The sequence below is a fragment of the Treponema sp. C6A8 genome (genome assembly GCF_000619925.1).
GTDB lineage: Bacteria > Spirochaetota > Spirochaetia > Treponematales > Treponemataceae > Treponema_D.
In genome coordinates this window covers 116,772-142,411 of sequence record NZ_JHVB01000002.1, presented here as the reverse complement: position 1 = coordinate 142,411, position 25,640 = coordinate 116,772, and the positions used below count along the sequence as shown (strand labels likewise).

At 41.7% G+C, this 25,640-nt stretch carries 9 protein-coding genes; 6 read left to right on the top strand and 3 right to left on the bottom strand.

Features of this window, described 5'->3' with window-relative positions:
* Window positions 1–110: 110 nt before the first annotated feature.
* A complete protein-coding gene (locus T530_RS0104275; RefSeq protein WP_027727962.1) occupies window positions 111–1,766 on the bottom strand; it encodes a putative manganese-dependent inorganic diphosphatase in 1,656 nt (551 codons plus the stop codon).
* Window positions 1,767–1,875: 109 nt separating this feature from the next.
* On the opposite strand from T530_RS0104275, the gene T530_RS0104270 reads away from it, so the two are divergent.
* Together T530_RS0104270 and recG are read left to right on the top strand one after the other, a co-directional pair.
* Window positions 1,876–4,611: an ATP-binding protein gene (locus tag T530_RS0104270; RefSeq protein ID WP_027727961.1), complete on the top strand. Its 2,736-nt coding sequence runs from the start codon at window positions 1,876–1,878 to the stop codon at window positions 4,609–4,611.
* On the top strand, window positions 4,611–6,794 hold the full coding sequence (recG, locus tag T530_RS0104265; protein ID WP_027727960.1) for an ATP-dependent DNA helicase RecG: 2,184 nt from the start codon (window positions 4,611–4,613) through the stop codon (window positions 6,792–6,794). Before T530_RS0104270 ends, recG begins: the two co-directional genes overlap by 1 nt.
* A 20-nt stretch (window positions 6,795–6,814) precedes the next feature.
* On the opposite strand, the gene T530_RS0104260 is transcribed toward recG, so the two are convergent.
* Window positions 6,815–7,408: a YggT family protein gene (locus tag T530_RS0104260; RefSeq protein WP_027727959.1), complete on the bottom strand. Its 594-nt coding sequence runs from the start codon at window positions 7,406–7,408 to the stop codon at window positions 6,815–6,817.
* A complete protein-coding gene (dnaE, locus tag T530_RS0104255; protein WP_027727958.1) occupies window positions 7,405–11,133 on the bottom strand; it encodes a DNA polymerase III subunit alpha in 3,729 nt (1,242 codons plus the stop codon). Before dnaE ends, T530_RS0104260 begins: the two co-directional genes overlap by 4 nt.
* 288 nt (window positions 11,134–11,421) lie before the next feature.
* On the opposite strand from dnaE, the gene T530_RS0104250 reads away from it, so the two are divergent.
* The 4 genes from T530_RS0104250 (at window position 11,422) to T530_RS0104235 (ending at window position 25,609) form a co-directional block, all read left to right on the top strand.
* Window positions 11,422–12,765, top strand: a complete 1,344-nt coding sequence (locus T530_RS0104250) for an acetate kinase (protein WP_027727957.1) — start codon at window positions 11,422–11,424, stop codon at window positions 12,763–12,765.
* Between the two features lie 185 nt (window positions 12,766–12,950).
* Window positions 12,951–14,504, top strand: coding sequence for an OmpA family protein (locus T530_RS0104245; protein WP_027727956.1), 1,554 nt, complete (start codon window positions 12,951–12,953; stop codon window positions 14,502–14,504).
* Between the two features lie 9 nt (window positions 14,505–14,513).
* On the top strand, window positions 14,514–19,328 hold the full coding sequence (locus tag T530_RS0104240) for a hypothetical protein (RefSeq protein ID WP_027727955.1): 4,815 nt from the start codon (window positions 14,514–14,516) through the stop codon (window positions 19,326–19,328).
* Between the two features lie 77 nt (window positions 19,329–19,405).
* Complete coding sequence (locus T530_RS0104235) at window positions 19,406–25,609, top strand: alpha-2-macroglobulin (RefSeq protein WP_027727954.1); 6,204 nt, start codon at window positions 19,406–19,408, stop codon at window positions 25,607–25,609.
* Window positions 25,610–25,640: the final 31 nt, after the last annotated feature.

Sequence of the window (25,640 nt, the reverse complement as noted above, 5' to 3'; positions counted from 1 at the left end):
TGTTTTGCGGAACATAGAACGCAGGAAAATGTTTTATAATTTCCAATCTGCGTTCTCGGCGGAGCAAAACAGGGTTCCGCGCGAAAGCATTTTTTCTTTTATCAGTAAGTTTATTTCAAATAATTAAGTACAACTTCCGTAATAAGCGGTACCAGTTGCTTTTTGCGGGAAACAACTCCCTGCAGGAAGTAAATATGCTCATCCTGTTTTGGCCAGTTGATAAAGGAAATAAATTCCTCCTCACAGTCAATCAAAAGAATACTTGAAAGGGTTGTGATGTCTGTAACAAGCAGGCATGAGAAAAGACCCTTTCGGCTGCGGCGTTCAATTTCCAGTTCGCGGAAGAATTCAGCCTTGCGGTCGAGAATTTCTTTTGTGCTGCCAACTTCAATCTGGCTGACGGTGTAAACTGCCTTGCCTTCGGTATATTCCTTCATATCCTGGCGGACAAGCTCTCCTGCAGAGCGGTTACCGATTCGGCTTCCCGCAAGAATGATTTCGTTACCAAGACTTTCAATATCAAGGTCTGCAAGGTCAGAAAGATATTCGGCTGTGTCGATGTCTGCCTGAGTTACGGTTGCGGATTTTAAAATCAAGGTGTCGCTGAGGATTCCACACAAAAGAAGGGAAGCGATTTCCTTTGGAATAGGGATTTTTGCCTCGCGGTAAAGTCCTGTAATCAAAGTGGCTGTTGAACCGACCGGCTTATTGATAAAGGTAATAGGATATTTTGTAGAAAGGTTTCCAAGTCTGTGGTGGTCGATGATTTCGAGAATTTTGTAATGATCAAGACCTTCTACCGCCTGGCTAGGCTCGTTGTGGTCAACAAGGCATACTTCTACGTTTGGCTCACGAAGTAAATCGTGCTCAGAAATAATTCCAATCACCTTGTTTTCATTGTCTACAACAGGAAGATATTTAATCAGGGAATTAAAAAGTATTTCCTTGATTTTTGAAACTGTGTCGTTCTGCTGAACAGGGGCAATTTCCTTGTCGCCGATTACACTTACAGGCATGGCAAAGGAAATCATCTCTGAGGTAGGGGAAGTTGAATAAGGACTGATTAAAACGCTTACACCAGCCTTTTCTGCCTGCTCGCGGACTTCTTTTTTAAGGGCAAACTCCGAAGTAATAATCAGAACTTTAACCTTATGAGTGATACAAAGCTCGTGAATGTCTTCTCGGTCGCTGGCAATTACGATTAAATCTTCGCTTGCGTGAGCCTTGAGGTTGTTTTCAAACTTTTTGGTAGAAGATGAGGCAACAAGTACGTGGCCCTTGAAAATCTTATCAGTTTCAAAAGTCTGAACAAGCACCTGGGCATTCAAAGTTTTCTGAATGAGGGAAAGGCTTGTAGAAATAAAGTTGTGCTTTTCCGGATTCATGAATTTGAGGACACCGGCGGCAAAACCTGTGTAGTGAAGCATGGAAATATACTTTCCGTCTGCATCAACAACAGGAAGAACGCGAAGAGACTTCTTTTTCATAAGTCCGATTGCTTCCCAGATTGAAACGTGCTGCTGAACAGTTTCGCAGCCCTTAGGCATAAAATATTCAACCTTTGGAATCAAATCTGGAACATAGTGGGGGCGGGTAAGCCCGAATTTCTCAAAAATAAAAGTTGTCTGAGGATTCAGATGACCTGCACGGGCAGCTACATATTCAGGATAGCCCATCAGGTTTTTAAGTTTAGCATAAGCAACGGCACTAACGACAGAATCAGTATCCGGATTCTTGTGCCCGATAACGTAAATTGTTTTATCCATAAAGGCATTTTAGCATTTTTGGACGGGAATTTAAACGAGTTCCGGCATTGACTGATAGTTATTCTATCAGTCGTGTGTAAAATCATGATTTATGATATACTGTAGGAATATGAAGCTTATTAATAGAATAATTTTGTTTTTTGTTTGTATTTTTTTAATCAATCTTTCTTTTGCTGAAGAGGGGCAGAATAAAGTTATAGTCGGATACTATGAAAATGAAGTTTTTCAGGAAGGCGCTGAAGAAGGGGCTGTAAAACGCGGCTATGCCTATGAATATTATCAAAAACTTTCTGAATATACCGGCTGGAAATATGAATATGTTTACGGAAATTTTTCTGAGCTTTACTCTATGCTTCTTGATGGAAAAATTGACTTGCTTGCGGGACTGGCCTGGAAAAAGGAACGTGAATCCCTTATAAGTTATCCTTCTTATTCTATGGGCGTTGAAAAATATGCCCTTTTAAGGCACCGTCAGGATACAGATGTAACAAATGAAATTCAAAGCTTCAGTCATAAAAAAATCGGTGTTCTTGAAAGCGCCATGGTAGACAGCCTGAAAAATTATCTGGCGGCAGGAAAGGTAAACGCTGTTGTTGAAACCTTTAATACCTATGAAGATCTATTTTCGGCCTTTGATAATAAAGAAATTGATATTCTGGCAACAGAAGGCGACGGAACTTACAGCAAGCATAATGCCGAACTTTTGTGTTATTTTGGAAGTACGGACTACTTTCTCTGCGTGAATAAAAAACGTCCAGACCTTTTAAAGCAGCTGAATCAGGCTCAGGCTCTGATTGATGTTGAAGAGCCTAATTATCTTTCAAATCTCCGTTCAAAATACTATCACTCTACTGTTTCCGGCAGGGCATTGACCGGAGCGGAAAAAAACTGGATTGAAAATCATCCTCTTTTGAGAGTCGGCTACCTTGAAAATTATCTTCCTTATAGTGGAACTGATGCTATGGGAAATGTAACCGGTATCGTAAAGGACGTTTTTTCAAGAATGGCAGGGAGCCTTGGACTTTCTCAGAAGGCAATCATCTATCTCAGCTATGATAATTATTACGACATGATTGAGGCTATGAGCCGCAATGAAGTTGATGTTGTATTTCCTGTCGGCGGCGGCCTTTATTATTCTGAAAAAAACGGAATATATCAGTCGCAGCCTCTTATTCAGTCTTCTATATATCTGGTGTCGGCCGCTAAATCGGGAAATCATGTTTTTGCGGTAAACAGAAACAATGCAATGCAGTCTTATTACATAAAAACTTACTTCCCTGAAGCCCGCATAATTGAATATGAAAACATAGAAGAATGTCTTGATGCGGTTCGTAACAGGGTTGTTGACTGCACTACAGTAAATGGCCTTAGAAGTGATATTTTAAGAAGCCGTGAGTATAAAAAACTTTTTGTAAGACAGCTTATTTCAGCTGATTCCCGCTGTTTTGGTGTTAATATCGGAAATGAAGGTCTCTTGAAGCTTTTAAATCGCGGAATAAATATGGTAGGAACGGAGTTTGCTCAGAATCTTGCCTACCGTTATACAGAAGGTCTTTACAACTACAGAATTTCTGACTTCTTAATGGATAATATTCTTTTTGTTATCCTCATGATACTGGCAGCTGTCCTTACCGGTATATTTTTTATTGTTCGCGATGCAAATCATTCAAAGAAGGCGCTGGCTGCTGTTGAATCAGCCAATAAGGCAAAAACCCTCTTCCTTGATAATATGTCTTATGATATTCAGACTCCGATGAACTCAATCATCGGTTTTACTTCCCTTGCGTCTGCCAGTATCAATAAAAAGGAAAAACTTTTGGATTACCTTAAGCAGATTACGGTTTCCAGCGAGCATCTTTTTGCAATTATCAATAATATTCTTGATATCAGCCGCATTGAAAGTCAGACTGTTTTCCTGAATGAAGATGAAATCAATTTTCCGGCTTTTGTGGCTGATATTACATCAATTCTTTCTCAGAGCCTTAAGGAAAAAAATCTGGATTTGACCTTTAAGCAGAATATTACAAATCCAAATATAATTGCTGATAAGCTGAGACTTCAGCAGGTACTTTTAAATATTCTTGGAAATGCAATTAAATTTACTCCATATGGTGGAAAAATTTATTTAACTATAAACGAACTGAAGTCTGATGAAAAAATTGATTCGGAGCAGAAATCACATTTTGAAATCATAATTAAAGATACCGGAATTGGAATGAGCGAAGAATTCCTGAATGTCATTTTTGAGCCTTTTGTCCGCGATAAGTCTGTCATTAATCAGAAGGTCCAGGGAAGCGGTCTTGGACTCGCAATTTCCAAACGAATCGTAAAACTTATGGGCGGTGACATTTTTGTTACAAGTAAGGAAGGTATGGGAAGTGAGTTTATAATTGAGCTGCCTCTTACAATCTGCGAGTTTGCGGTTATGCAGGAAGAAAAGAAATCTACAAGAGTAGATTTTTCCGGTAAAAGGGTTCTTGTTTGTGAAGATGTGGAAACAAATCAGATTATCACAAGAGATATGCTGGAAAATTCAGGCTTTTTAGTAGAACTTGCCCGTGATGGAGTTGAGGCGCTTGAAAAAATTAAGCTCAGTCCTGAAAGTTACTATGATGTAATTATTATGGAAACAAGGCTCCCGGTTATGAACGGCTATGAGGCTGCAAAGCAGATTCGCGTCCTTTCAGACAGGAAGAAGGCACTTATTCCAATTATTGCAGTTTCGTCAAATGCCTATGGTGATGACCGGGCAAGAATATTTGAATGCGGAATGAATGCTTATTTGACTAAGCCTTTTAATATCCCAAGTCTTATCAGTGCGCTTAAAGGTGTGGTAACCAGATAATGTTAGTTTCCGAGATTAAAAATCCAGTTTCCTCAATAAGCGGGGTGGGACCAGCTCTTACAAAAAATCTCGCAAAATTAAATATCTTCACTGTGGGGGATTTGCTTCAGTATTTCCCCCGCGATTACGAAGACCGTACCCGACGCGTTTCCTTAAACGAATTTGCCCGCTCGCCGAAAATCCACACTGTAGCAAAAATCGTCCGTCAGGAGTGGTTTGGCTACGGAAACATGCGCACATTAAAGCTGATTATAAATGACGGCACTGCTCAGGCGGAATTAATCTGCTTTAACCGGCCTTTCTTTGAAAAATCATTTCCAGCCGGAGCTATTATCAGCGTACACGGAAGTTTTTTTGTAAAATACAACGCCCTTCAGTCTTCAAGCTTTGAAGCCACTGTGCTGGAAAAGCCTGCGGTTATTCCTATGCCGCCTGAAGAAGCTGCAATTTTACCTCCAGACCTTGCAAGCCGCCTTCCAGCTGATAACCGGGTTCTTCCGGTTTACTCTCTTACAGAAGGCGTAACTCAAAAAACACTTACAAAGGCAATCAGCGCCGCCCTTCAGCAGTATGCAAAGGGAATTGAAGACGAACTCCCTCAGGAAATCATAGAAAAACGAGGACTTCTTTCAAAACAGGACGCAATCAGAATGATTCACGAGCCCGCTTCAATCCAAGAGGCTGTTCAGGCTCGTAACACACTTTCCTACGAAGAATTATTCCACTTCCAGAGCGTGATTTTGCGACGAGCTTACAAGCACCGGGGCACTTTAAATCCGCCCGAAGAGCCGGCTGCAAAGCCTTTTGTAGAAGCTGAAGTATTCTTGCAGTCTCTTTCACCGCTGCAAAAACAGTTTTTGGAAAAGCTGCCATTCCCTCTCACTGATGACCAGAGAACGGTAATCTATCAGATGGACAGCGAAATCGACCGGGGCTACGAAGAACGCTCTCGAATATTAAATCAGGCTGATCGTGGAATCCCACTTCCTAAAAAAAGTGCCTTCACCATGCAGCGTCTTTTGCAGGGCGACGTCGGCTCGGGAAAAACCCTGGTTTCACTTTTTGTCTGCCTCCGCGTAATCAGCTGGAAAGGCCAGTGCGCTCTAATGGCGCCGACAGAAATCCTTGCCCGCCAGCATGCCGAGACCGCAAGCAGACTTCTTGATTTTTTGGGAATACGGGTTGCCTTTTTGACAGGAAACGTAAAATCAGCTGGCCGCAGTCAGCTTTTGAAAAACCTTAAAGAGGGAAAAATTGATATTGTAATAGGAACACACGCCCTTTTTTCTAATCAGGTTGTTTACAATGATCTGGAACTGGCTGTAATTGACGAACAGCACCGCTTCGGCGTTATGCAGCGACAGGCAATTATTGCAAAGGGGCGCACAAACGAAAACGGCATTACCTTTGAGCCGCACCTTCTGATGATGAGCGCTACCCCGATTCCGCAAACCCTTGCCTACACAATTTTCGGGGACCTGGACGTTTCTACAATTAAAACCCTGCCGCAGGGACGCAAACCGATTACCACCTACCTTGTAAAGGAAGGTAACGAAATGAATGCCTACGAAGCAATCCGCAAGGAGCTTGAAAAGGGGCATCAGGCATATTTTGTTTACCCAGCTATCGACAGCGAATACACCGATGATGACGGAAATGCCCGAATTAAATCCGCAGAAAAGGCTTTTGAACATCTTTCAAAGCACATCTACCCTCAGTATAAATGCGCTCTCGTCCATTCAAGAATTGACGAAGAGCAGCAGACAATGATTTTGAATGATTTCCGTGCAGGCAGAATACAGGTGCTGGCTGCTACTACCGTAATTGAAGTAGGTGTTGACGTTCCGAACGCCACCTGCATTGCTATAGAAAACGCCGACCGCTTTGGCATGGCCCAGCTTCACCAGCTCAGGGGACGCGTAGGCCGTGGCTCTGACCAGTCCTACTGCTTCCTTATTTACAGCAAAAATCTTACAGAAAGCGGCATTGAACGCATGAAGGCACTCCGCCAGAGTACAGACGGTTTTTATATTGCAGAACAGGATTTAAAAACAAGAGGCCCCGGCGAGTTAACAGGTACACTGCAGGCCGGCGCTTTGGAATTCGCCATCGCAGACATAGTGAGGGATAAAGACCTTCTTACCCAGGCAAGAACGGATGCGATTGCTTACATTCAAGGGTAAAATATAAAGCTAGAACTCTGTTAGAAGGGCAGCTGATAGCAGAGGAATTCGAGTTTTGCAATGAAAAATGTTCCGAAGCCAAGAATCACTGTAAAAATCAAGATTGTGATTAGGAGTGCTTTCTGGTAGGACAGATTTGCTTTTACAAAGGTACCGGCAACGCGGAAGGCGAGGCGCTGTAAAAACTGGTCTACGTTGTTCCAGCCGCTGTTGTAAGGTGTGTAACCGTGGCTTATAAGAAGAACAATCCAGCGAACAAAAAGAAGAATATAAAGAATAGAAAGAATTGATGAGCTTGTGTTCCAGAGCATCTTAATTACTATGGCAAGTATTCCGCCCACGTAAAGGCGGCCTGTAGAAGTAATGCCGCCTAAAATTGAAGAAATCACAGTGAGAATTCCGATTGAAAGAATCGGGGAAAAATCAATGTTGCCGAAGGTGAGCCAGCCTGAACGGCTGAAAAAGTTCATATATGGATCGGTGAGGGCAGAAATTGCCTTGCCAAAGCCTGTGAACTTGGCTCCCGGAAACCATGAAATAATTATGTTTAAAAAGCAGAGCATTGTGTAAATTGTAACTGCTGCCGAAAGAATTCCTAAAATAGCGCTTATCATTCTGTCCAAACCTCTTTTACGTATGGGATGCCCCTCAGCTCTTTAAGAACTTCGGGATCGGAACTGATTGTAATCTGACTGTTTGCCTTGATTACAAAGGGATTATTTCCCGTGTCTATATGAAAATATACTGAACAATTACCCATTTTATCAAATAAAAAATCTTTTAATTGCATTAATCCCTGTTCGCCGTTGAAGGTCGGATCAACATTGATATGAACAGACTGGGCTGCGTGTGTTTCCAGCGACTGCGGATCTTCTACCGCGTCTACAAGGAAGGACGGAGTTTCGCGGCTTCCGTCTACCTTTCCGCGCAGGGCATAAACTTCGCCGTCGTGAATCTGAGGTCCAAGTTGAGCCCAGGTTTTCGGGAAGAAGGTACAGTCAATTTCACCTTCCTTATCAAGCAGCTTGCAGAAAGCCATTCTGTCACCTTTTTTAGTGGTGATTTCGCGGCGTCCGCTAAGCATTCCAAGTGCCACATAAGATTTTCCCGCGTCACGCAGCTGATAGAATTTAGCGCCGCTTGCCGCCATTGCGTCTTTTGCAGCCTTTTCTTCAGCGGCAATGCGTGCCATATTGCTGGATTTTAGGGTAACGGCATGATCAATTGCCTTCTGGTAGTCGTCCAGAGGGTGACCGCTGACGTAAATACCGATACATTCCTTTTCCATATTGAGTTTTTCCATAGTCGGAATGTCCGGAATCATCTTAAACTGATATTCGGTGTAGGCATTTGCTTCTTCTCCAAGCTCTCCGAACAAATCACCCTGACCAATCATCTTGTCTGCAAGAATGTCAGAAGCGTAATCTACAGCTCCGTCCAGGTTTGCAAGCAGGGTCGGGCGGTTAAGGAGTTCGCCGTTATGCTGCCCGCAGTGGTCAAAGCCGCCTGTTTTAATAAGAACTTCGACAGCCTTTTTGTTTACGGCAATTTTTTCGCGTCCGTCTTCTCCTTTTTCTAAGCGGGTGCAGGCGCGTTTTACAAAGTCCATAAAGTTTTTGTAAGGGCCGTTTTCTTCGCGCTCCTTTACGATTGCGCTGGCGGCGCCTTCTCCCATACCTTTAATTCCCTTAAGTCCGAAAACGATTCGTCCGTCAACAACGTCAAAAATGACATCCGAGCGGTTTACGTCCGGCGGGTCAACGGGAACGCCCATTTTTCGGGCTTCTTCAATATAGAAAGGAAGTCCGTCTGTAGAGGTAATTTCGTTTGTAAGGTTTGCTGCCATGAATTCGGCAGGGTAGTGGGCCTTGAGCCAGCCTGTGCGGTAGGCAAGAACCGAATAAGCGGCCGCGTGAGACTTGTTGAAACCGTAGCCAGCAAAAGGAACCATGATATCAAAAATCTCTTCGGCGTGTTTTTCTGTATGGCCGTTCTTAAGGGCACCTTCAACAAAGTCCTTTTTCTTACCCATCAGAACTTCAGGCTTCTTTTTACCCATGGCACGGCGCAGCATGTCGGCACCACCAAGAGAGAAGCCCGCAATAATCTGGGCAACCTTCATAATCTGTTCCTGATAAACCATTACACCGTAGGTTTCTTTCAAAAGACCTTCAAGAGAAGGGTCAGGGTAGTGAACGGTTTCAGGGTGCCATTTTCCTTCGATATACTGAGGAATACAATCCATTGGTCCCGGTCGGTAAAGGGCGTTCAAGGCAACCAGGTCTTCAATTTTTTCCGGCTGGAACTGGCGCAGAATTTTCTGCATACCAGGCGATTCAAACTGGAATACGGCAACAGAGTCGCCCCGGCAGAAAAGATCAAAAGTTTGTTTATCTGTTTCGCTGACTTCTGCGGTAACAAATTCCGGTGTTCCCGGCGCGCGGTGTTTATTTATGATAGCCTCTGCGTAGCGGATCAGGGAAAGAGTTTTTAATCCCAGGTAGTCGAATTTTACAAGGCCGCAAGGTTCGATGATATCCATGGTGTACTGTACGCCGACTTCACCGGTTTTAGGGTCTTTAAAGACCGGAGCCCAGTTTGGAAGAGGAGTAAGACCGATTACCATTCCCGACGCGTGAAGACCTGTGTTTCGTTTTACGCCTTCAAGCTTAAAGGCAAGTTCAAAAAGTTCCTGGAAGCGGGGATCATCCTTGTAAGGAATGAGCTGTCCGCCGTCCGGCATTTTTTCTGTCGGCTCGCTGAAGGCATCCTTAAGTTTTGCCTTAGGACTTTCAGGAATGCATTTTTTGAGCATGTTTACTTCTGCCAGCGGAATTCCAAGAATTCGTCCTACGTCTGCAATACAGTTTTTTGGCTTGAGGGTACCAAAGGTTACGATGTGTCCTACGTTGGCATCACCGTACAAATCGCGGGTATGCTGGATAATCTCCTGGCGAAAGTCGAAGTCCATATCAACGTCGAAATCCGGCATGGATACACGTTCTGGGTTTAAGAAGCGTTCAAAGATTAATCCGTAGCGGAAGGGGTCAATGTCGGTGATGGTCATTGCATAGGCAACAAGGGAACCGGCACCGGAACCTCGTCCAGGTCCAATCGGAATGTAGTGCTTAGGACATTTGTGAACCGGGTCGTAAAGTGATTTAGACCAGTTGATGAATTCCCAAACGATTAAGAAGTAGCCCGAGAAACCCATGCTGAAAATTGTATTCATTTCGTAGTCGGCACGTTCCCGGATTTCAGGCGTAATTTCCTTGTAGCGTTTTTTAAGTCCTTCTTCTACAAGATATTTTACATAGTCGTTCTGGTCAGACTGGTAGTCGTCGCCGTGTGTGCGGAATTCTTCCGGCAATTCAAAGCGAGGCAGACATTCCTTAAGTTCAGGAGTTGAATACTGTTTAATGGTAAGATTACACATGTTGGCAATCTTAATTGTGTTGTCAAAGGCTTCCGGGCACTGAGGGAAGAGGGAGCGCATTTCCTCTTCTGTTTTAAAATACCAGTTATCAAGGTCCTGGTCTCCGCCCATTTTTGCGTGCTTTTCGTGAAGAAGATTTTTAAAGCCGATACAGCGCAGGGCATCCTGGGCAACCGCATCTTCCTTTTCTACATAGTGAATATCGTTTGTTGCGACAAGAGGAATATCAAGCTCATGGGCAAGATTAATCAGCTTTTCTGCAACGATTTTCTGGTCCGGAATACCGTGATCCTGAATTTCGATGTAATAATGGTCGGGGCCAAAAAGCTCCTTGTATTTAAGAGCCAGCTCCCGGGCTTCCTTATCCATACCGGCAAGCAGCATCTGGGGAAGTTCACCCTGAATACAGGCAGAACAGCAGATTAAGCCTTCGTGATACTGCTGCAAAAGCTCAAAGTCGATGCGGGGCTTTCCGTAGTAGAGGGCGTTTTCATCACAGAAGGCCCGGCTTGAAAGCCAGCACATGTTTTCGTAGCCCTTCTGATTTTCGCAAAGAAGGATAAGATGGAAGTAGTGGGCGTGACGGTCGCCTTCTTCTCCCTTGTGGCTGTAGGGAACGTCGTTTTTTTCGTAGTGGCTTCCGTAGGCAACGTAAAATTCCTCACCTACAATCGGATTAATTCCATTAACGTGGCAGAGTTTTTCAAAGTTGAGGGCACCGAACATGTTTCCGTGGTCAGTCAGCGCCAGAGCCGGCATATTCAGCGACTTAGCCTTTGCTACAAGCTTATCCAGCGTTGCACAGGAGTCCAGAAGTGAATAGTCCGAGTGAACATGAAGGTGAACAAAGTTCGCAACCGGAGTTCCTTCCGGCGCATCAGGAAATACATGATAATCTGCCATAGGGTTTTATTGTATCATATTTTTAACTCAAAGTCACAATCTGACGTCCGATAAATCGGACGAGACGTTTTCTTGTAAATGCTAAACGGCAGTTCACTGGACTGCCGTTTTTAACGCATTTGCTATTATTGTCATGTTGAAAATCACATTAAATAGGAATATACTGTCAAAATCACATTAAGAGTGCCTACCTGCCAGCGAGCAGCTAAATGAACTTTGTTCATTCTCCCACCGACAAGCGGACACCCATTTTTATTTTTACACGCATATTATTTTTAGAGGTTTATAATGGTTATTTTAACATTGAACTGCGGATCATCATCTGCAAAGTATCAGGTTTATGACTGGGACAACAAAGAAGTAATGGCTAACGGTGTTGTAGAACGCATCGGTATTGAAGGAAGCTGCATTACTCACAAGGCTAAAGGAAAGAAGACAGAAATCGAAAGCCCTTGTCCAACTCACAAAGAAGCAATTGAACTTATCATTAAAGAAATTACAGACCCGGAAGTTGGTGTTATCAAATCTATGGACGAAATTGGAGCTGTAGGTCACCGCGTTCTTCATGGTGGCGAAAAGTTCACAAAGTCTGTACTTATCACTCCTGAGGTTTTGGACGGATTCCGCGAGGTAGTAGACCTCGGACCTCTCCACATGCCAGCTAACATCATGGGTATTGAAGCTGCTCAGAAGGTTATGCCAAACGTTCCTCACTCAGCTATCATGGATACAGCATGGCACCAGACAATGCCAGAAGAAACTTTCCAGTACGCAATTCCACGCGAATGGTACGAAAAGTACGCTGCACGCCGCTATGGTTTCCATGGAACTTCATTCCTTTATACAGCAAAGCGCGCTGCAGTTCTCCTTGGAAAAGATCCAAAAGACTGCAACCTTATCATCTGCCACATTGGAAACGGTTCTTCTATGTGTGCTGTTAAGAACGGCGTTTGCTACGATACAACAATGGGTATCACACCTCTTGAAGGTCTTGTAATGGGAACTCGTTCCGGAGACCTGGACCCAGCTCTTCCATTCTATATCATGAGAAAAACTGGTATGTCAGCTGACGAAATGGACAAGGCTCTCAACAAGAAGTGTGGATGTCTTGGTATCACAGGAAAATATTCTGACCGCCGCGATATCGAAATTGATGCTGCAAAGGGGGACAAGCTCTGTCAGCTTTCTATTGAAATGGAAGCTCTCCGTATTAAGAAGTATATCGGTGCATTCATGGCAGAACTCGGCCGTGTAGATGCAATCGTTTGGACTGCAGGTGTTGGAGAACGCGGACCAATCACTCGTATGAAGGCTTGTTCTGGTCTTGAAAACTACGGTATCAAGATTGATGCACAGCGCAACGAATGGTCATTCACAGGTAATGCTGAAACATACATCCACGCTGATGACTCAAAGACAAAGATTTTCGTAATCCCGACAGACGAAGAGCTGGTAATGACAGAAGATGCCTACGCTCTCATGAAGGGAACATACGATGTTCATACAAACTTCAAGTATTCTTTCCAGAGCCCGGACTATGTAAACAAGGCCCGCGAAGAAGGCTTGAAGGGCGACCTGGTAAAGCGTCCAAATATTGCTAAGATTCTGGCAAGAGATATCATCGGAAAGTAAGGTTTCAGGTGCTATGTTATAGGGGAGGGATATTTAATCGTTCAGATTTGTTCGGTCTTAAATCCCTCCTTTTTTTATTTTGTAATATTAAGTAATAAACCGTAAAAAACCGCAAAGTTTGCTTGAACATATCAGGGTTTTCTTGATATAATGGCTGTCCCGTCGGAGAATTAAGGACATGACTGATGAGCAGACTTTGTGGGAAAGTTCTACCTCTTTTTCTAATTTTAATTTTTACAAATATTTCTAATCTTCACGCCGAATCTGATTCGGGAAAATTCTTCCCTTCTGCGGCTGATTTTGACATTTCAAACTTTTATCTGGAAGCCTATGGCGGACTTGCCTTTCCGCTTTCTTTTACCAGCCAGGATTTTGTTCCTATGACAGATAATGGCTGGGATATTGCAGCTGGATTCGGCTTTAACTGGGGCGGCTGGCTTTTTGGTTTTGATTACAACCGTTCTATGTACGGCCAGGGAACCGCTTCCGGGGCCCTGATGGAAAACTTTGTAAACAATCTTTTTGAATTCCGTCTTCGCCGTGTAATTTCAAAGGCTTCGATTTCAAAGCTGCCTTCCTGGCTGGAAATTATTCCGGGTCTTGCGCTTGGCGTCGATTTTATTACTACCGATTATTATACCTCAACAAGAGCAAAGGCTGACGGCCGCCTTACATCTGTAGGCTTTGCCCAGGACGGTGCCCGCTGCTTTTTTGGAAAAGTCACCTTTGAAAACGCCTTTTATCTGGGCACAGACTATTTTATTCCTTTTATTGAAGGTGATTTCAATCTTTTTTACGACAACAGTATTGGCGGCGGACTTGCAATGTTCTTTACCGCAAATATCGGAATCAGAACTTATCCGGGATCTGCCTTCCACAAAAACAGGTCTCAGAAGTTCAGAAAGGAAAAGCCTGCTGAAATGCAGGAGAAAGCTCTTCCCGAAACTCTTTCTTCTGACTTTGTTTCAACTGACAGTCCTCTGCCTGTTGAGCTTAAAATTCAGTCAAATATTCATGAAAACTTTACTCCGGACGGCGACGGCCTAAACGACCTTGCAATCCTTACTCCGGAGCTTACAAATATCTGTGAGCCTCCTCAGAGCTGGAAACTTGAAATTCTTGATCCAAAAGGCGCTACTTTCCGCGAATATTCTGGAAGCGGTATGCCGCCGCAGACTCTCAGCTGGGATGGAAAAGGAAACGGTGGCGAAGATGTATTTGCTATGAACACTTATGGAATCCGCTTGACTGTAGTTCCTTCTGCCGCAGATGTTACGAGAACCGGACAGACTGTGATTGTTGCTCAGGATTCTGTAAAAACCGGAATCCCGCTTCAGGTTATTATTCCTGATAAAAAATGGAAGATTGTGGTTAATACAATTCACTTTGACCCGGACAAGGCAAGCTTTAATCAGATTTCTGAAGAACAGCGCCGTGAAAATATTGAAACTCTGGACAGCATTGCTAATCAGATTAAGGAGCATCCGGACTGTCTGATTACAATTGAAGGTTATGCTAATAACGTTACAAATACTGAACGTGAAAATATAAATGAGCTTGTTCCGCTTTCTCAGCTTCGGGCACAAGCGATTATGGGGCTTCTTTCGGAGCGAGGAATTACAAAAGATATTCTTATTGCTAAGGGAAAGGGTGGAGCAAATCCACTTGCGGCATGGGAAGACAGAAGTAACTGGTGGAAAAACCGCCGCGTAGAATTCATTGTGGAAAAACAGGAGTAAAAATCAGATATGAAAAAGACTGCTAAAAAGTGTGAATTAATAGTAAAAGTCTTGATTGGACTTGCGCTTTTGCCGGCAACTTCCTGTTCAAGTTTATTTGATGATTTTATGAATGTTGACGGCTCACTTAAGACCGGTGATACAAGCTTAAGTCTGTCTTCTTTTTCTTCAAGGGGAAGAAAATCTTCATCTTCTTCCGAACAGAATTCTTCGGGCGGAAGTGTTATTAATTCAAATCCCGAGGCCTTTTATTCTTCTGATGATGAAGTAAAAAATACAGAAACTACTTCCGGTATTGTCGTTTTAAAAGCAACAGAAGGAAATTACAATCAGATTTTTTATAATGCTGCTCAGCATGAATACGAAGTTGGCTATGATAAATCTGCTGACTGTACAGACGCCCAGAAAGCGGCAAGAAATCATTCTTCGTCTGTTTTCCTTTGTGCAAAAGACGATCCGGTTACGGTAAAGGCCTTTAAAAATAATTCAAACGCAAAAATTACTTATTCTGCAGTTCAGACTCGTACAACAAATATTGCGAATGGAATTTTTTCATCTGACTCTATTACAGAGAACATGGAAGTCTTTGTTGATTTGCCTGAAGCTTCTCAAATGCCGGTTGAATTTTCGGTGGCAGAAGGTAACGGAGATCCGATTGTTTTTTCAAATCTTCCTTATGGAACTACCTGCGTCAAAATTACAATTATTGCTGATGATGATTATTATTCGGATTCCTATATTGTATATCTGAATAAAAAACATATTTTGACTTCACTTTCTGAGGCTGAAGAAGGAAATTCAGAAAAAACTGATTTAACAACCGGTCTTGTAGTTTTAAAGGAAAGCGACGGTTTTAATAAAAACCAGATTTCCTATGAGCCTTCCGTAAAAGATTATAAAACCGCTAATTTGACAAGCAAGGATAATACTGTTTATCTTAAGGCTGTTCCTTCTGATGAAAATGCCACTGTAAGCTGGTCTGCTTCTTACACCGCAAAACCTGTTTATAAATATGAATACTATCAGACTGTTACAAAAACTGTAGTAAAGGTTGATGCAAACGGAAAGCTTATAAAAGGTCCAGAAACGACGAAGGAAACAAAAAAAGTTGCTTCGTATGTAGAAAATACGACAAGTGTTGAAGAGCATACTGATTCTGACGGAAGCACAACGACAACAACTACAAGCACTGTTACAAGAGAGACGGTTACCGGCCTGGAAAAAATGGAGGAAATTGAGGAGAAAGATATTTCTTCGATTCTTCTTCCGGTTGAAAATCAGAATTCCGACCGTGTGCGTATTACAAGCCTTCCTTACGGTGTAACAAAGGTGACGGCGACGGTGCTCGCTTATGATAAAACAAATCCGATTACAAATGTTTATACCATCACATTGCCAAGAGTTCAGTATTATTCTACAAGTCAGGATTTTCTGAATGATATTGGTGGCAGTTCTGCTTCGCCAGTCTGTGAGGACGACACTTCAAAGCTGGAAGATCTTTCTGTTACAAATCTTGTAACAATTGATGATGAGGGAAACAAAACAAATCAAGAAACTCAGGCAATCACAAACTTTACTTTTAATAAAGATGAAACAATTTATTCGCTAGTCGTTTCAGAAAATACAGATGTGATTATTCTTAATCCGAAACTTTCGGAAAATGAAACTATGTCAAATCCTGTTTCAAAGACCAAGTATTCTGAATTGAAATCAAATAATTACAGCGTAAATCTTCTTGGCGGACTTCAGGTAATCACATTTACGGTTACGGAAGAAGGTTGCCAACCTCGTACTTACACAATTTATGCCTACAAACAGAGCGGAAACACAATTCTGGAAGCTATAAATTATTCTTCTTTGGATTCTAAGTCGGGAACCTGGACTGCGCATTACATGGATAAAGATACTGGGGCAAAGGCAAATTACAAGGCTGGTGTTACTGCAATGTTTCCTGCTAAGGTAGCTCTGACAAATGGTGGTGAAAAAAATAAGCCAAATAATTATTCACTGTATGTGCGTGCAGACAATGCCTGTGATGTTACGAAAATGGAATTCAGCGTAAAACCATACGACAGTCATACTCATATTTATTATTATGTTGGAGATACTTGTCCTGAAGAAGATAGTACAAAATGGGGAACTGGTTACTTAAGAGCTGATAATACAAACCGTATAATTTTTGATTTGAGCAATAAAGATTCGAGTGCTTTAACTACACTCTGGCTTAAAACAGTTAGCCGTCCTTATTATCATTCTGATGATTTTGATACAAGCAAAAATGTACGCGCAGAAGATGTTAGCACTCGCAGCGATGTGAGTTATCATAAAATCGTGATTTCTAAGCCTGGTGACTCTAACACAGCAGTGAAAGAGTTGATTATTGAGACGATAAATGAAAATAATAAGCAAAATGGTTATTATTCTTACTTGGATACAGATGATGATGCCGGTGTTCGTCACATTGTAGAAAATGTTCCAAAAACTGTAACAACAGACACAGACGTTGCAAAAATCTATTTCCGAATGGCTGATGATGATGCTTCTGCCTGCAAAAAGATTTCGTATAAGGTGCAGAATATCCGCGCAAGCAGTACTAATTCAACCGCAAATGAAAGTTTCTCTATGAATCCTACGAAAGAAACTACATTGGCACATACTTATAAAGAAATAAATGGCAAGAAGTATTATGAAATCATCCTTGGTGAAATTCAGACTGAAAATGCAAATGATGTTGCCAATGGCAGAACTACTAAAGATTTGCCGATGGGAAAAACAGAAATTACGATTCTTGTAGGTGAAAAAGAATCAAGCAAAATCACCTTTAATAAGCCAGATTTGGATTGTCATACACTTACTGCTAAACCTGCAATTGACAAAGGTTCTTCATACGGAGTTTATGTAAGTGATTTTGATGATGTTATTTACTATCTTAATGCACAAACTGATAAAGTTCTTCTTACGATGAATACAAGCCAGAAGAATGAGACTATTTCTGTTGTTTCTTATAACAAGATGGCTGGAGAAAATGAAAGTATTGAGGCAGATGTTATTCTAGAACCTTATGATATTAACGGTATTGTAATCACAAAACCTTCTGAACTGCCATATACAAGCTGGACTAGTGAAGTAAAGAATATTCCAGTTGGAACTTCGCAGGTCATTTATAAAGTTACTAGTGCTGTGGGAGAACCTTATTCCAAAAATTATAAGGTTACCTTTGTTCGCGCAGGCGATACAGAAACCCGTTTGCAGACTTATAACGTTAGAGGACCTAATAAAGCAATTACTGGCTTTAAGTGGGATGATGTTGGAACAGAAAAGACCGGAGTTTCTGAGGGTAAGGAATATGTAAACAAATTCGAATTAACAGACGGAACTGGTGAATACACAATTGAAGCTCTTCCTATTAATGACAACGAGATTGTACAAGCCTTTGTTTATAGAAACGATAAAAAAGATGTGACAGAAGCAAGCCCAGTCGAAATAGAATTGAAAGAAGTTACTTCAACTGATGGTACTAAAACAAAAAACGGCACTTTTGATGTTGAAACTGATTATAACTATATTATTGTACGTGTAAAGGTTACAAACAAGACAAATACAAATTATATTCGCTATTACGACACCATTATTACAGTTGATCTTGAAACTACAACAGGAATTACTGCTGTAGGAAAACAGTATTACAATAAGGAAAAAAATAATAGTGATAGTTTACAGCTTTCTACTTCAAAAACAGCAGCGACAAACATAAACAGTAATGGTGATATTCAGATTGATGTTTCTAAGTCAGAAAAGGCAAGCTGGAATTCTGATTATCCTAAGGTTTATGTTGAATCAGCAGATATTACTGGAGATAAAGATGTAAATGTTGATTCGAACAAAAATATCACAATTCCTTATTCTGTTTACAGTCAGTATTCTGGAAAAACAATAAAGGTAATTTATTCTGCGACAGCAGAACTTTCTAGTGTGGTTGAAACAAAAGAATATCTGATTGAGATTTCTGATTTTACTAAGGTTACAGACTATACAAGCTGGACTCGCAGCGATACACGCAGCTATGTTCGTCCTTCTTCAGTTACTAATGCAAAGCAGCTTGCCTTCAGATTTGCTTCTATGATAAATGAAGTAAATACAAACTGGATTTATACTGCTACAGATAAAGGTAGTAAAACCGGCGGAGTTGATATTGTGGGAAGCCTTGACGGCGGTAAAAACTGGGGAGCAACTTCATACAATTTCAGCGGACTTCATTACTTGGTTCAGCAGGGAAACAGTCTTTATCTTGCAAAGCTTGAAGAAAGCTCAGGAAACACAACAAAGGCAGAAAAATTCTATTTGCTGGATGTATCTGAAAAAACTGCTGCAGAAAAATCTGCAGATGACCTTGGAATATCACTTTCTGTAACTGCTGAAGTCTGCTATGACGGCGATACTCCTTACCTTTTGCTTAAGGCTGACGTCAGTGGTGCAGATAAGCTTGGTGTAATTATGGATACCCTTGTTGCTCCGGAAACTAATGCTACAAAGCCTGATGCGGACAAGGTAAAGATTAATCCTTCAAATAACGGATTTACTATGGCTGGCAGTGGATATTGCTTCAATGTATTCCTTAAGAATGCTCTTGGCGTAGATGATGTTTCAAGATTCTGGTACGGAAGCTATACGGGTACAGGCCCAAATCTTGGCTATTTGAATTCTGTCTTTACAGATACAAATTCCGAATCTGATGCTGGAGATTCAGCAATTTCATTCAGTTGGGATCTGTTATCAAGGGAGCAGACTTCAAGAAGCTTTCGTGTAACAATCTCGGAAGAATAAAATCCTTCGGGTGTGATTTTATTAGCCGCATTATCGTGTTATAATCTTCATAATAAACTCTATTTACAGAGGTTTTTATGAAGAAGTCTGGAATATTTATTTTTCTTTGTATTTTGGCTTTGCTTTTTGCCGGCTGCAAAAATAAATCAGCCGTGAAAAGTGAAGATACAGCTGCCGTTAATCCGAGTGAAAAAGCTGGACCGGTAAAAAAGGCCAGAGTTTCAGCAGGGTTTGCTGGAACTCCTTTTAATGCGGAATCTTATTCAGAGGAAAAGCCTGTGTATAAGGAACGGGCATCACTTCATCTGTCTACAGATTCTTCAAATCTTGTTGATTACGATTCTGTAAGTCAGTTTTTTACTCTGGATTACACTCCTGAATATCCTGATTCTGTTTTTGCGGGAAATGATGATGGGCAGGCTGGTACTGGGAAAAATGGTAAAAATAATCCGGCTGATAAAAATGATAAAAGTGAATCATTTATTCCGGGAATAAGAAAGCTTTCTGACTATCTGACAAAATATGTAACAAAAAAATCGACGCTTCAGAATTATAAACCTGCCGATGAACCGGAAGAAGATGATTCTACAAAAGAATTTTTTGTTGAAGACTGGGGCCCTCAGGGAAAAATCGTTGCAGGAGAAAATCATCCTTCTTTTTATGTTATTTTTTCACGACCTGCCCGTTCTTTACAGGCAGTAGATAAGCCTCAGACAAGTTCTGATATCATGTCGATTGAGCCTCCCCTTCCTGGCGTTTTCCGCTGGTACGGCACAAAGCATTTGAGTTTTGAATCAGACCTGCCGGCAGATCCGACAGTTCAATATACAATCAAAATTAAGCCGGGACTAAAATCTGCGGGCGGTAAAAAGCTTACAGGAGAAACAGAGTTTAGGACTACGGCAGAAGCTATTGAAGTTATCAATATTTGGGGTGGCTATGTAAAAGACAGCGACTGCGCTCATGGCTGGGATACTGGCGCCCTTCCGCCTTATGAAAATCGTTTTGTGATGAGAACAAATTACACAACAACTGTTTCTGCTGTACGACATGGACTTAAAGTTTTTGTGAGCGGTGAAACTGTTCAATATGATATTGAAGCAGTCTACAAAGATATTTTTCATATGTGGGCTAATCATGCCGAGTTTGATGAAGACGCTGGCCGCTCAAATACTTTCCTTGTAAAAATCAAAGACAACGTTCCTCATAATGCCAGGGTTGAAGTAAGCAATTCTAATGGGAAAGCCAAGGGATATGACACACTTCTTCCATTTAAAGTTACTCGTGTGGCCGAATTGACAGAATATTCTTCTGTAAAAATTGCATGGCCTTTAAGACTTACATTTTCCCAGATACCTGATAAACAGTCTCTTGTTGAAAATCTTACATGGGATGACGGAAAGAAACTTACTGAAAAAAATATTATTGTAAATGGCCGTACGGTAAAACTCTGCAATCTGCCATTTGATTATAATCAAAATCATAAACTTACAATAAATGCCGGACTCAAAGATAAATATGGGCAAATGCTTGCCTCTTCAACCAGATCTTATGATTTTAAGACTCCGAAAGAAAAATCTTATGTAAGATTCCAGAATCATGGAACGACAATGCTGGAAGCTCAGTTCCCTCACAAAATGATTTTTGAGTATCAGAATCTTCTTGATGGAAATTATCAGCTTCAGAAAACAGACCGTCCGTCAGGAAATGGTGTTTACGGATTTAATAATACAATTTCATCTATCGGGAACCTGGATCTGGAGAGCAGAAATCAGAGAATTTTCCAGGAGCTTGAACTGGATCCTTTCCTTGATGACGGTTATGGTTTTGTGCGTTTCGAAGGTAATGCAAAATATCTGGAATATAATTACTGGAGAGAAAAATATGAGGAAGAAATGACCTCTATGAGTGGTGTAGTGCAGGTTACCGACCTTGGTATTACTGCCCGTATGTCTATAAATAAAGCTGTCGTAATGGTGCGAAGTCTTTCCAGCGGAAAGCCGGTCGAAAATGCGGAAGTTTACATAGTTCACGATCTTAACGATTATCTGGACCATATCGGAAAATCTGAATACCCGAAAGAGATTTTCGTTTATGGAAATGCAGGCACATACGATAAGCTTTATGCAAAGGGACGAACAGATAAAAACGGCCTTGCTGTAATCAATTATTCTGAAGAAGAAATTGAAAAAATTACGGCAGAAGGTCGGGACGCCTTTGTTTATGTTGTAAATGGAAAAGACCGGGCAGCCTTTGCTCCTTCTTCTCATAATTCATGGCGTGACGGTGTGACTACTGCCGGCATTGGACGGGCCCGAACTCCTGAACAGAGAACCTTTATGTTCGTAGACCGGGGAATTTATCGTCCTGGTGAAATCGTAACCTTCCGTGGTATTGACCGCGACCAGCTTTTAGGAACCTTTACGCCACATAAAGGGGAATATGCAATTTCGGCAAGAGGCACTTCTTGGAAATCTAAGGATATTATCACTCCTATAAAAGGCCAGCTTTCTGAATCAGGCGGTTTTTATGGTTCATTTAAAATTCCTGATGATGTTGAACGCGGTTATTATAATCTGATTTATTCACGGGATGGAAAATCAAATCAAAGTGAATTAATCTCCTTTGTGATTGCTGACTTTGAGCGGGTTAAGTTTGAATCTTCTATCACAGTTCCTCAGGTTTCTTATTTTGGAGGAGATAAAGTTTCTGCAACACTTTCTGCAGATTATCTTGCCGGCGGTTCATTAAGCGGCGCTCAGTATGAAGTTTCCTGGTATAAGTCTCCGACAACTTTCAAAACTTCGGAGCCGGCAGCCAAAGGCTATTCTTTCTATACGGGAATCTATCCTGACAGAAATTATTATTCAAATGATGAGGGCGTTCTCGGTCTTGACGGTACTGCTGCAATTTCCTGCTCAACAGAAAAAATTACAGACGGCACCCCTTACATCTATCACGTAGAGTCTGCCGTAACGGATGTTTCAAATCAGAGAATTGCTGCTTCTAATGATATTTTTGTTCATCCTGCCCAGTTCTACGTTGGAATTGCAAAAGCCCGTAACACCCGCGGTTTTGCAAAGGCCGGTGAAAAACTTGAAATACCTTACATTCTTGTAAATCCGGACGGCAAAATTATGCCGGAAGGTGAAGTTGCAATTAAGGTTTCGGGGCTTGAATATTCACTTTCTCATGAAGTCTGGACAATGGTTCATGAGCAGAGTGTTGATGATACAATTTACACTCGTTATGAAAGGTCAGATGTTGAAGATGTCAGCGGTGACCTTAAGGCTCTGGCTAATGGAATTCTTCCTCTTACTCCTAAATCAAGCGGCTGGTACACTCTGAAAATTACAGGTAAAGACAGCCGCGGAAACAAGGTTATCTGTAAGAGTGAATTCTATGTTACAGGTAGTGGTTCAAGCTGGTTTGATCAGTACAATTCAAATTCTTTGAAGCTTACTCCTGATAAGTCTCAATATAATCCGGGTGAAACTGCAAGGGTGCTTCTGGAAAGTCCTCTTCCTGCCGGTGATTATCTGATTACTGTTGAACGCGAAGGTATCTTTACAGAAGAAATCCGTCATTTTGAAAATGGTGCAGAAGTTCTTGAAATTCCGGTTGCTGGAAACTATGTTCCTGTTGTTTATGTTTCGGTTTCTTCTTATTCAGAACGCCAGGGCCCGCCTGTTCACAAATATGGTGAGCCGGACCTTGATAAGCCAAAGGGCTACTACGGTGTAACTCCGCTTTTAATAAATCCTTATGTACGTTCTTTCACTGTTAAGGTTGAATGCGATAAGCCAAGCTACAAGCCGGGCGATACTGCAACCATTAAATTTACAGCGACAAAGGGTGGAAAGCCTTACGCTGGCGCAGAGCTTACGGCAATGGCTGTAGACCGCGGCGTTCTTGATTTAATTAATTATCACGTTCCGAACCCGATAGATTTTTTCTATAGTAAATCAAACTTCCCGCTTCGTGTTTACGGTGGAGATTCCCGTGCCCTGCTTATGGACCCAGTTACTTATAGTGTAAAAGATCTTAAGGGTGGTGACTCTGATGAAGAGAAGGAAGATGAACGAAAGGATTTCCGTCCTACCGCTTTCTTTGAGCCTGTTATGATTACAGACGAAAACGGCCAGGCTACGGTTACCTTTAAACTGCCGGACAGTCTTACAACTTACAGAATTACGGCTTTTGGCGTAAAAGATGATTTGTTTGCCCTGCAGGAAGAAGAAGTTAAAGTCCAGAATCCTATAAATATTCAGCAGGTTCAGCCTCGACGACTCCGTGAACGAGATACTGCGGAATGCGGTGTTTTGATTTCAAATCTTGGAAAGGACGGTCAGAAGGTTACTGTAAGCCTAGAAGTTCAGTCTCCGACAAAGGACACCGAACAGGATAAACTTGAAGGCCGTAAAACAATTCCTGGAAAAGGCTTTGTTGATGGAGAAAGTTCTCATACTGTTTACGTTGCTTCAGGTCAGTCTACTGTAGTTTATTTTGATGTAGCTGCACAAAAAGAGGGAACTGTAAATCTTGTTTATAAGATTAAATCTGACCTTTTGAATGAAAGGCTTGTTTCTCCAATCAGAATTGAAAAGACTTTTGTTTACGAAACAGTGACAATGACCGGTACAATTTCTGATGAAAAAAGCGGCTCTGAAAAAGAATCTGTAATAATTCCGGGCTTTGCAAAAGAAGGTCGCGGTGATTTTAGCTTTACTCTTGATGCAACCCGCCTTGGACTTCTTGGAAGTTCGGTAAATTACCTCTTTGATTATCCTTACGGCTGTCTTGAACAGCAGGGTTCACGAATCCTGCCTCTTGTAAGTTTTGGAGACTACATCGATATTTTTGGAATGGATTCAAAGATTCAGGATATCAAGACTTGCGTTACAAAATGGACAAGTAAATGGAAGGATTATCAGCATTCGGACGGTGGCTTTGGTTACTGGCCTGAGTCAATATATTCTTCAGATTTTGTAAGTATGCGTATTCTTTATATTTATGCCCTTGCAATGCAGAGAGGATATAGTCCTGATGATATTCCTATAAACGTAGCAAGCCTTAAGCGCTATCTTGTTTCTGCGGTTAAAAATTATTCAAAACGACTGACAAACTCAAATTATTATGATTTTGATAAAGCTTTTGCCTGCTATGTATTCAGTCTGGTAAAAGATACTTCTCTGAATTCTATTCGGGATGAACTTTATTCAAGAATCGATGATTTGCCTCTGGATGCTGCCGCCTATCTTTCTCTGGCTTACGGAAATTCTGATAAGGAATCAGATAAGGAAAAGGTAAAAATTATCAACGGAAAAATCAGGCCATATCTGCAGCCGGACCAGCGGGGAGTTACTCTTTCTAAAAAAGCAAGAAGCGGCTACTGGTTCTTCTATCAGAATGAGGATTTGAAGTATGCGGCAATTCTTACTGCTTTTGTTTCTGAAAATCCTGATGACGGAATGGTAGACAGATTGATTTATACTCTTTTGAGAAAGCAGTCGCACGGTTACTGGCAGAACACAAGTACAACTGCATCAGTTCTTGAATCAATTTATACTTATATTAAAAAGCGTAATCTTGATGCAACTGATTATACGGCAACTGCTTCTTTGAGTGGCCGTCAGCTTATGAAGGAAAGCTTCAAGGGTGTTGCTTCAAAGCCTAAGACTTTAAAACTTCCTTTTGAAGATGAATTCATAGCTTCTCTTCCACGTGATAAGGCAATTCCACTTGTTTTTGAAAAGGAAGGAGACGGTTATCTCTTCTACACGGTAGAAATGAAATACGCCCTGCCGGATGAAGCCCAGGCAGCTCGTGATGAAGGCTTGAATATCACTTATGAAATCACTGATTTTGATACTGGCGAACTTATAAATGTTACTAAAGATACCTGCGACTTAAAACTTGAGTCCGGTAAGATTTATAAGGCTAAGGTCTTCATTCAGACCAACCGCACAAGAGAATATGTTGCAGTTCGCGCCCCGATTCCGTCGGGTGCAGAAATCCTTGATTCGACACTTGTCACAAGCGGTTCTGCGGCACAGTCTTCTAATTCTCAGAGCTGGCGAAGCATTATGAGTCACAAGAACATAACTGATAATGAAGCTCAGTTCTTCTGGGACGAAATGCGTTCTGGCCGCTACTTCTTTGACTTTACCTTCCGGGCTGTACGACGTGGTATTTACCCGACACCTCCTGTACAGGCTGAATGTATGTATGAGCCTGAGGTATTTGGCCGCAGCGACGGTTATCTCTTTGTAATTGAGTAGTAAGTTGAAGGAATGGATTCATCGCATCGCA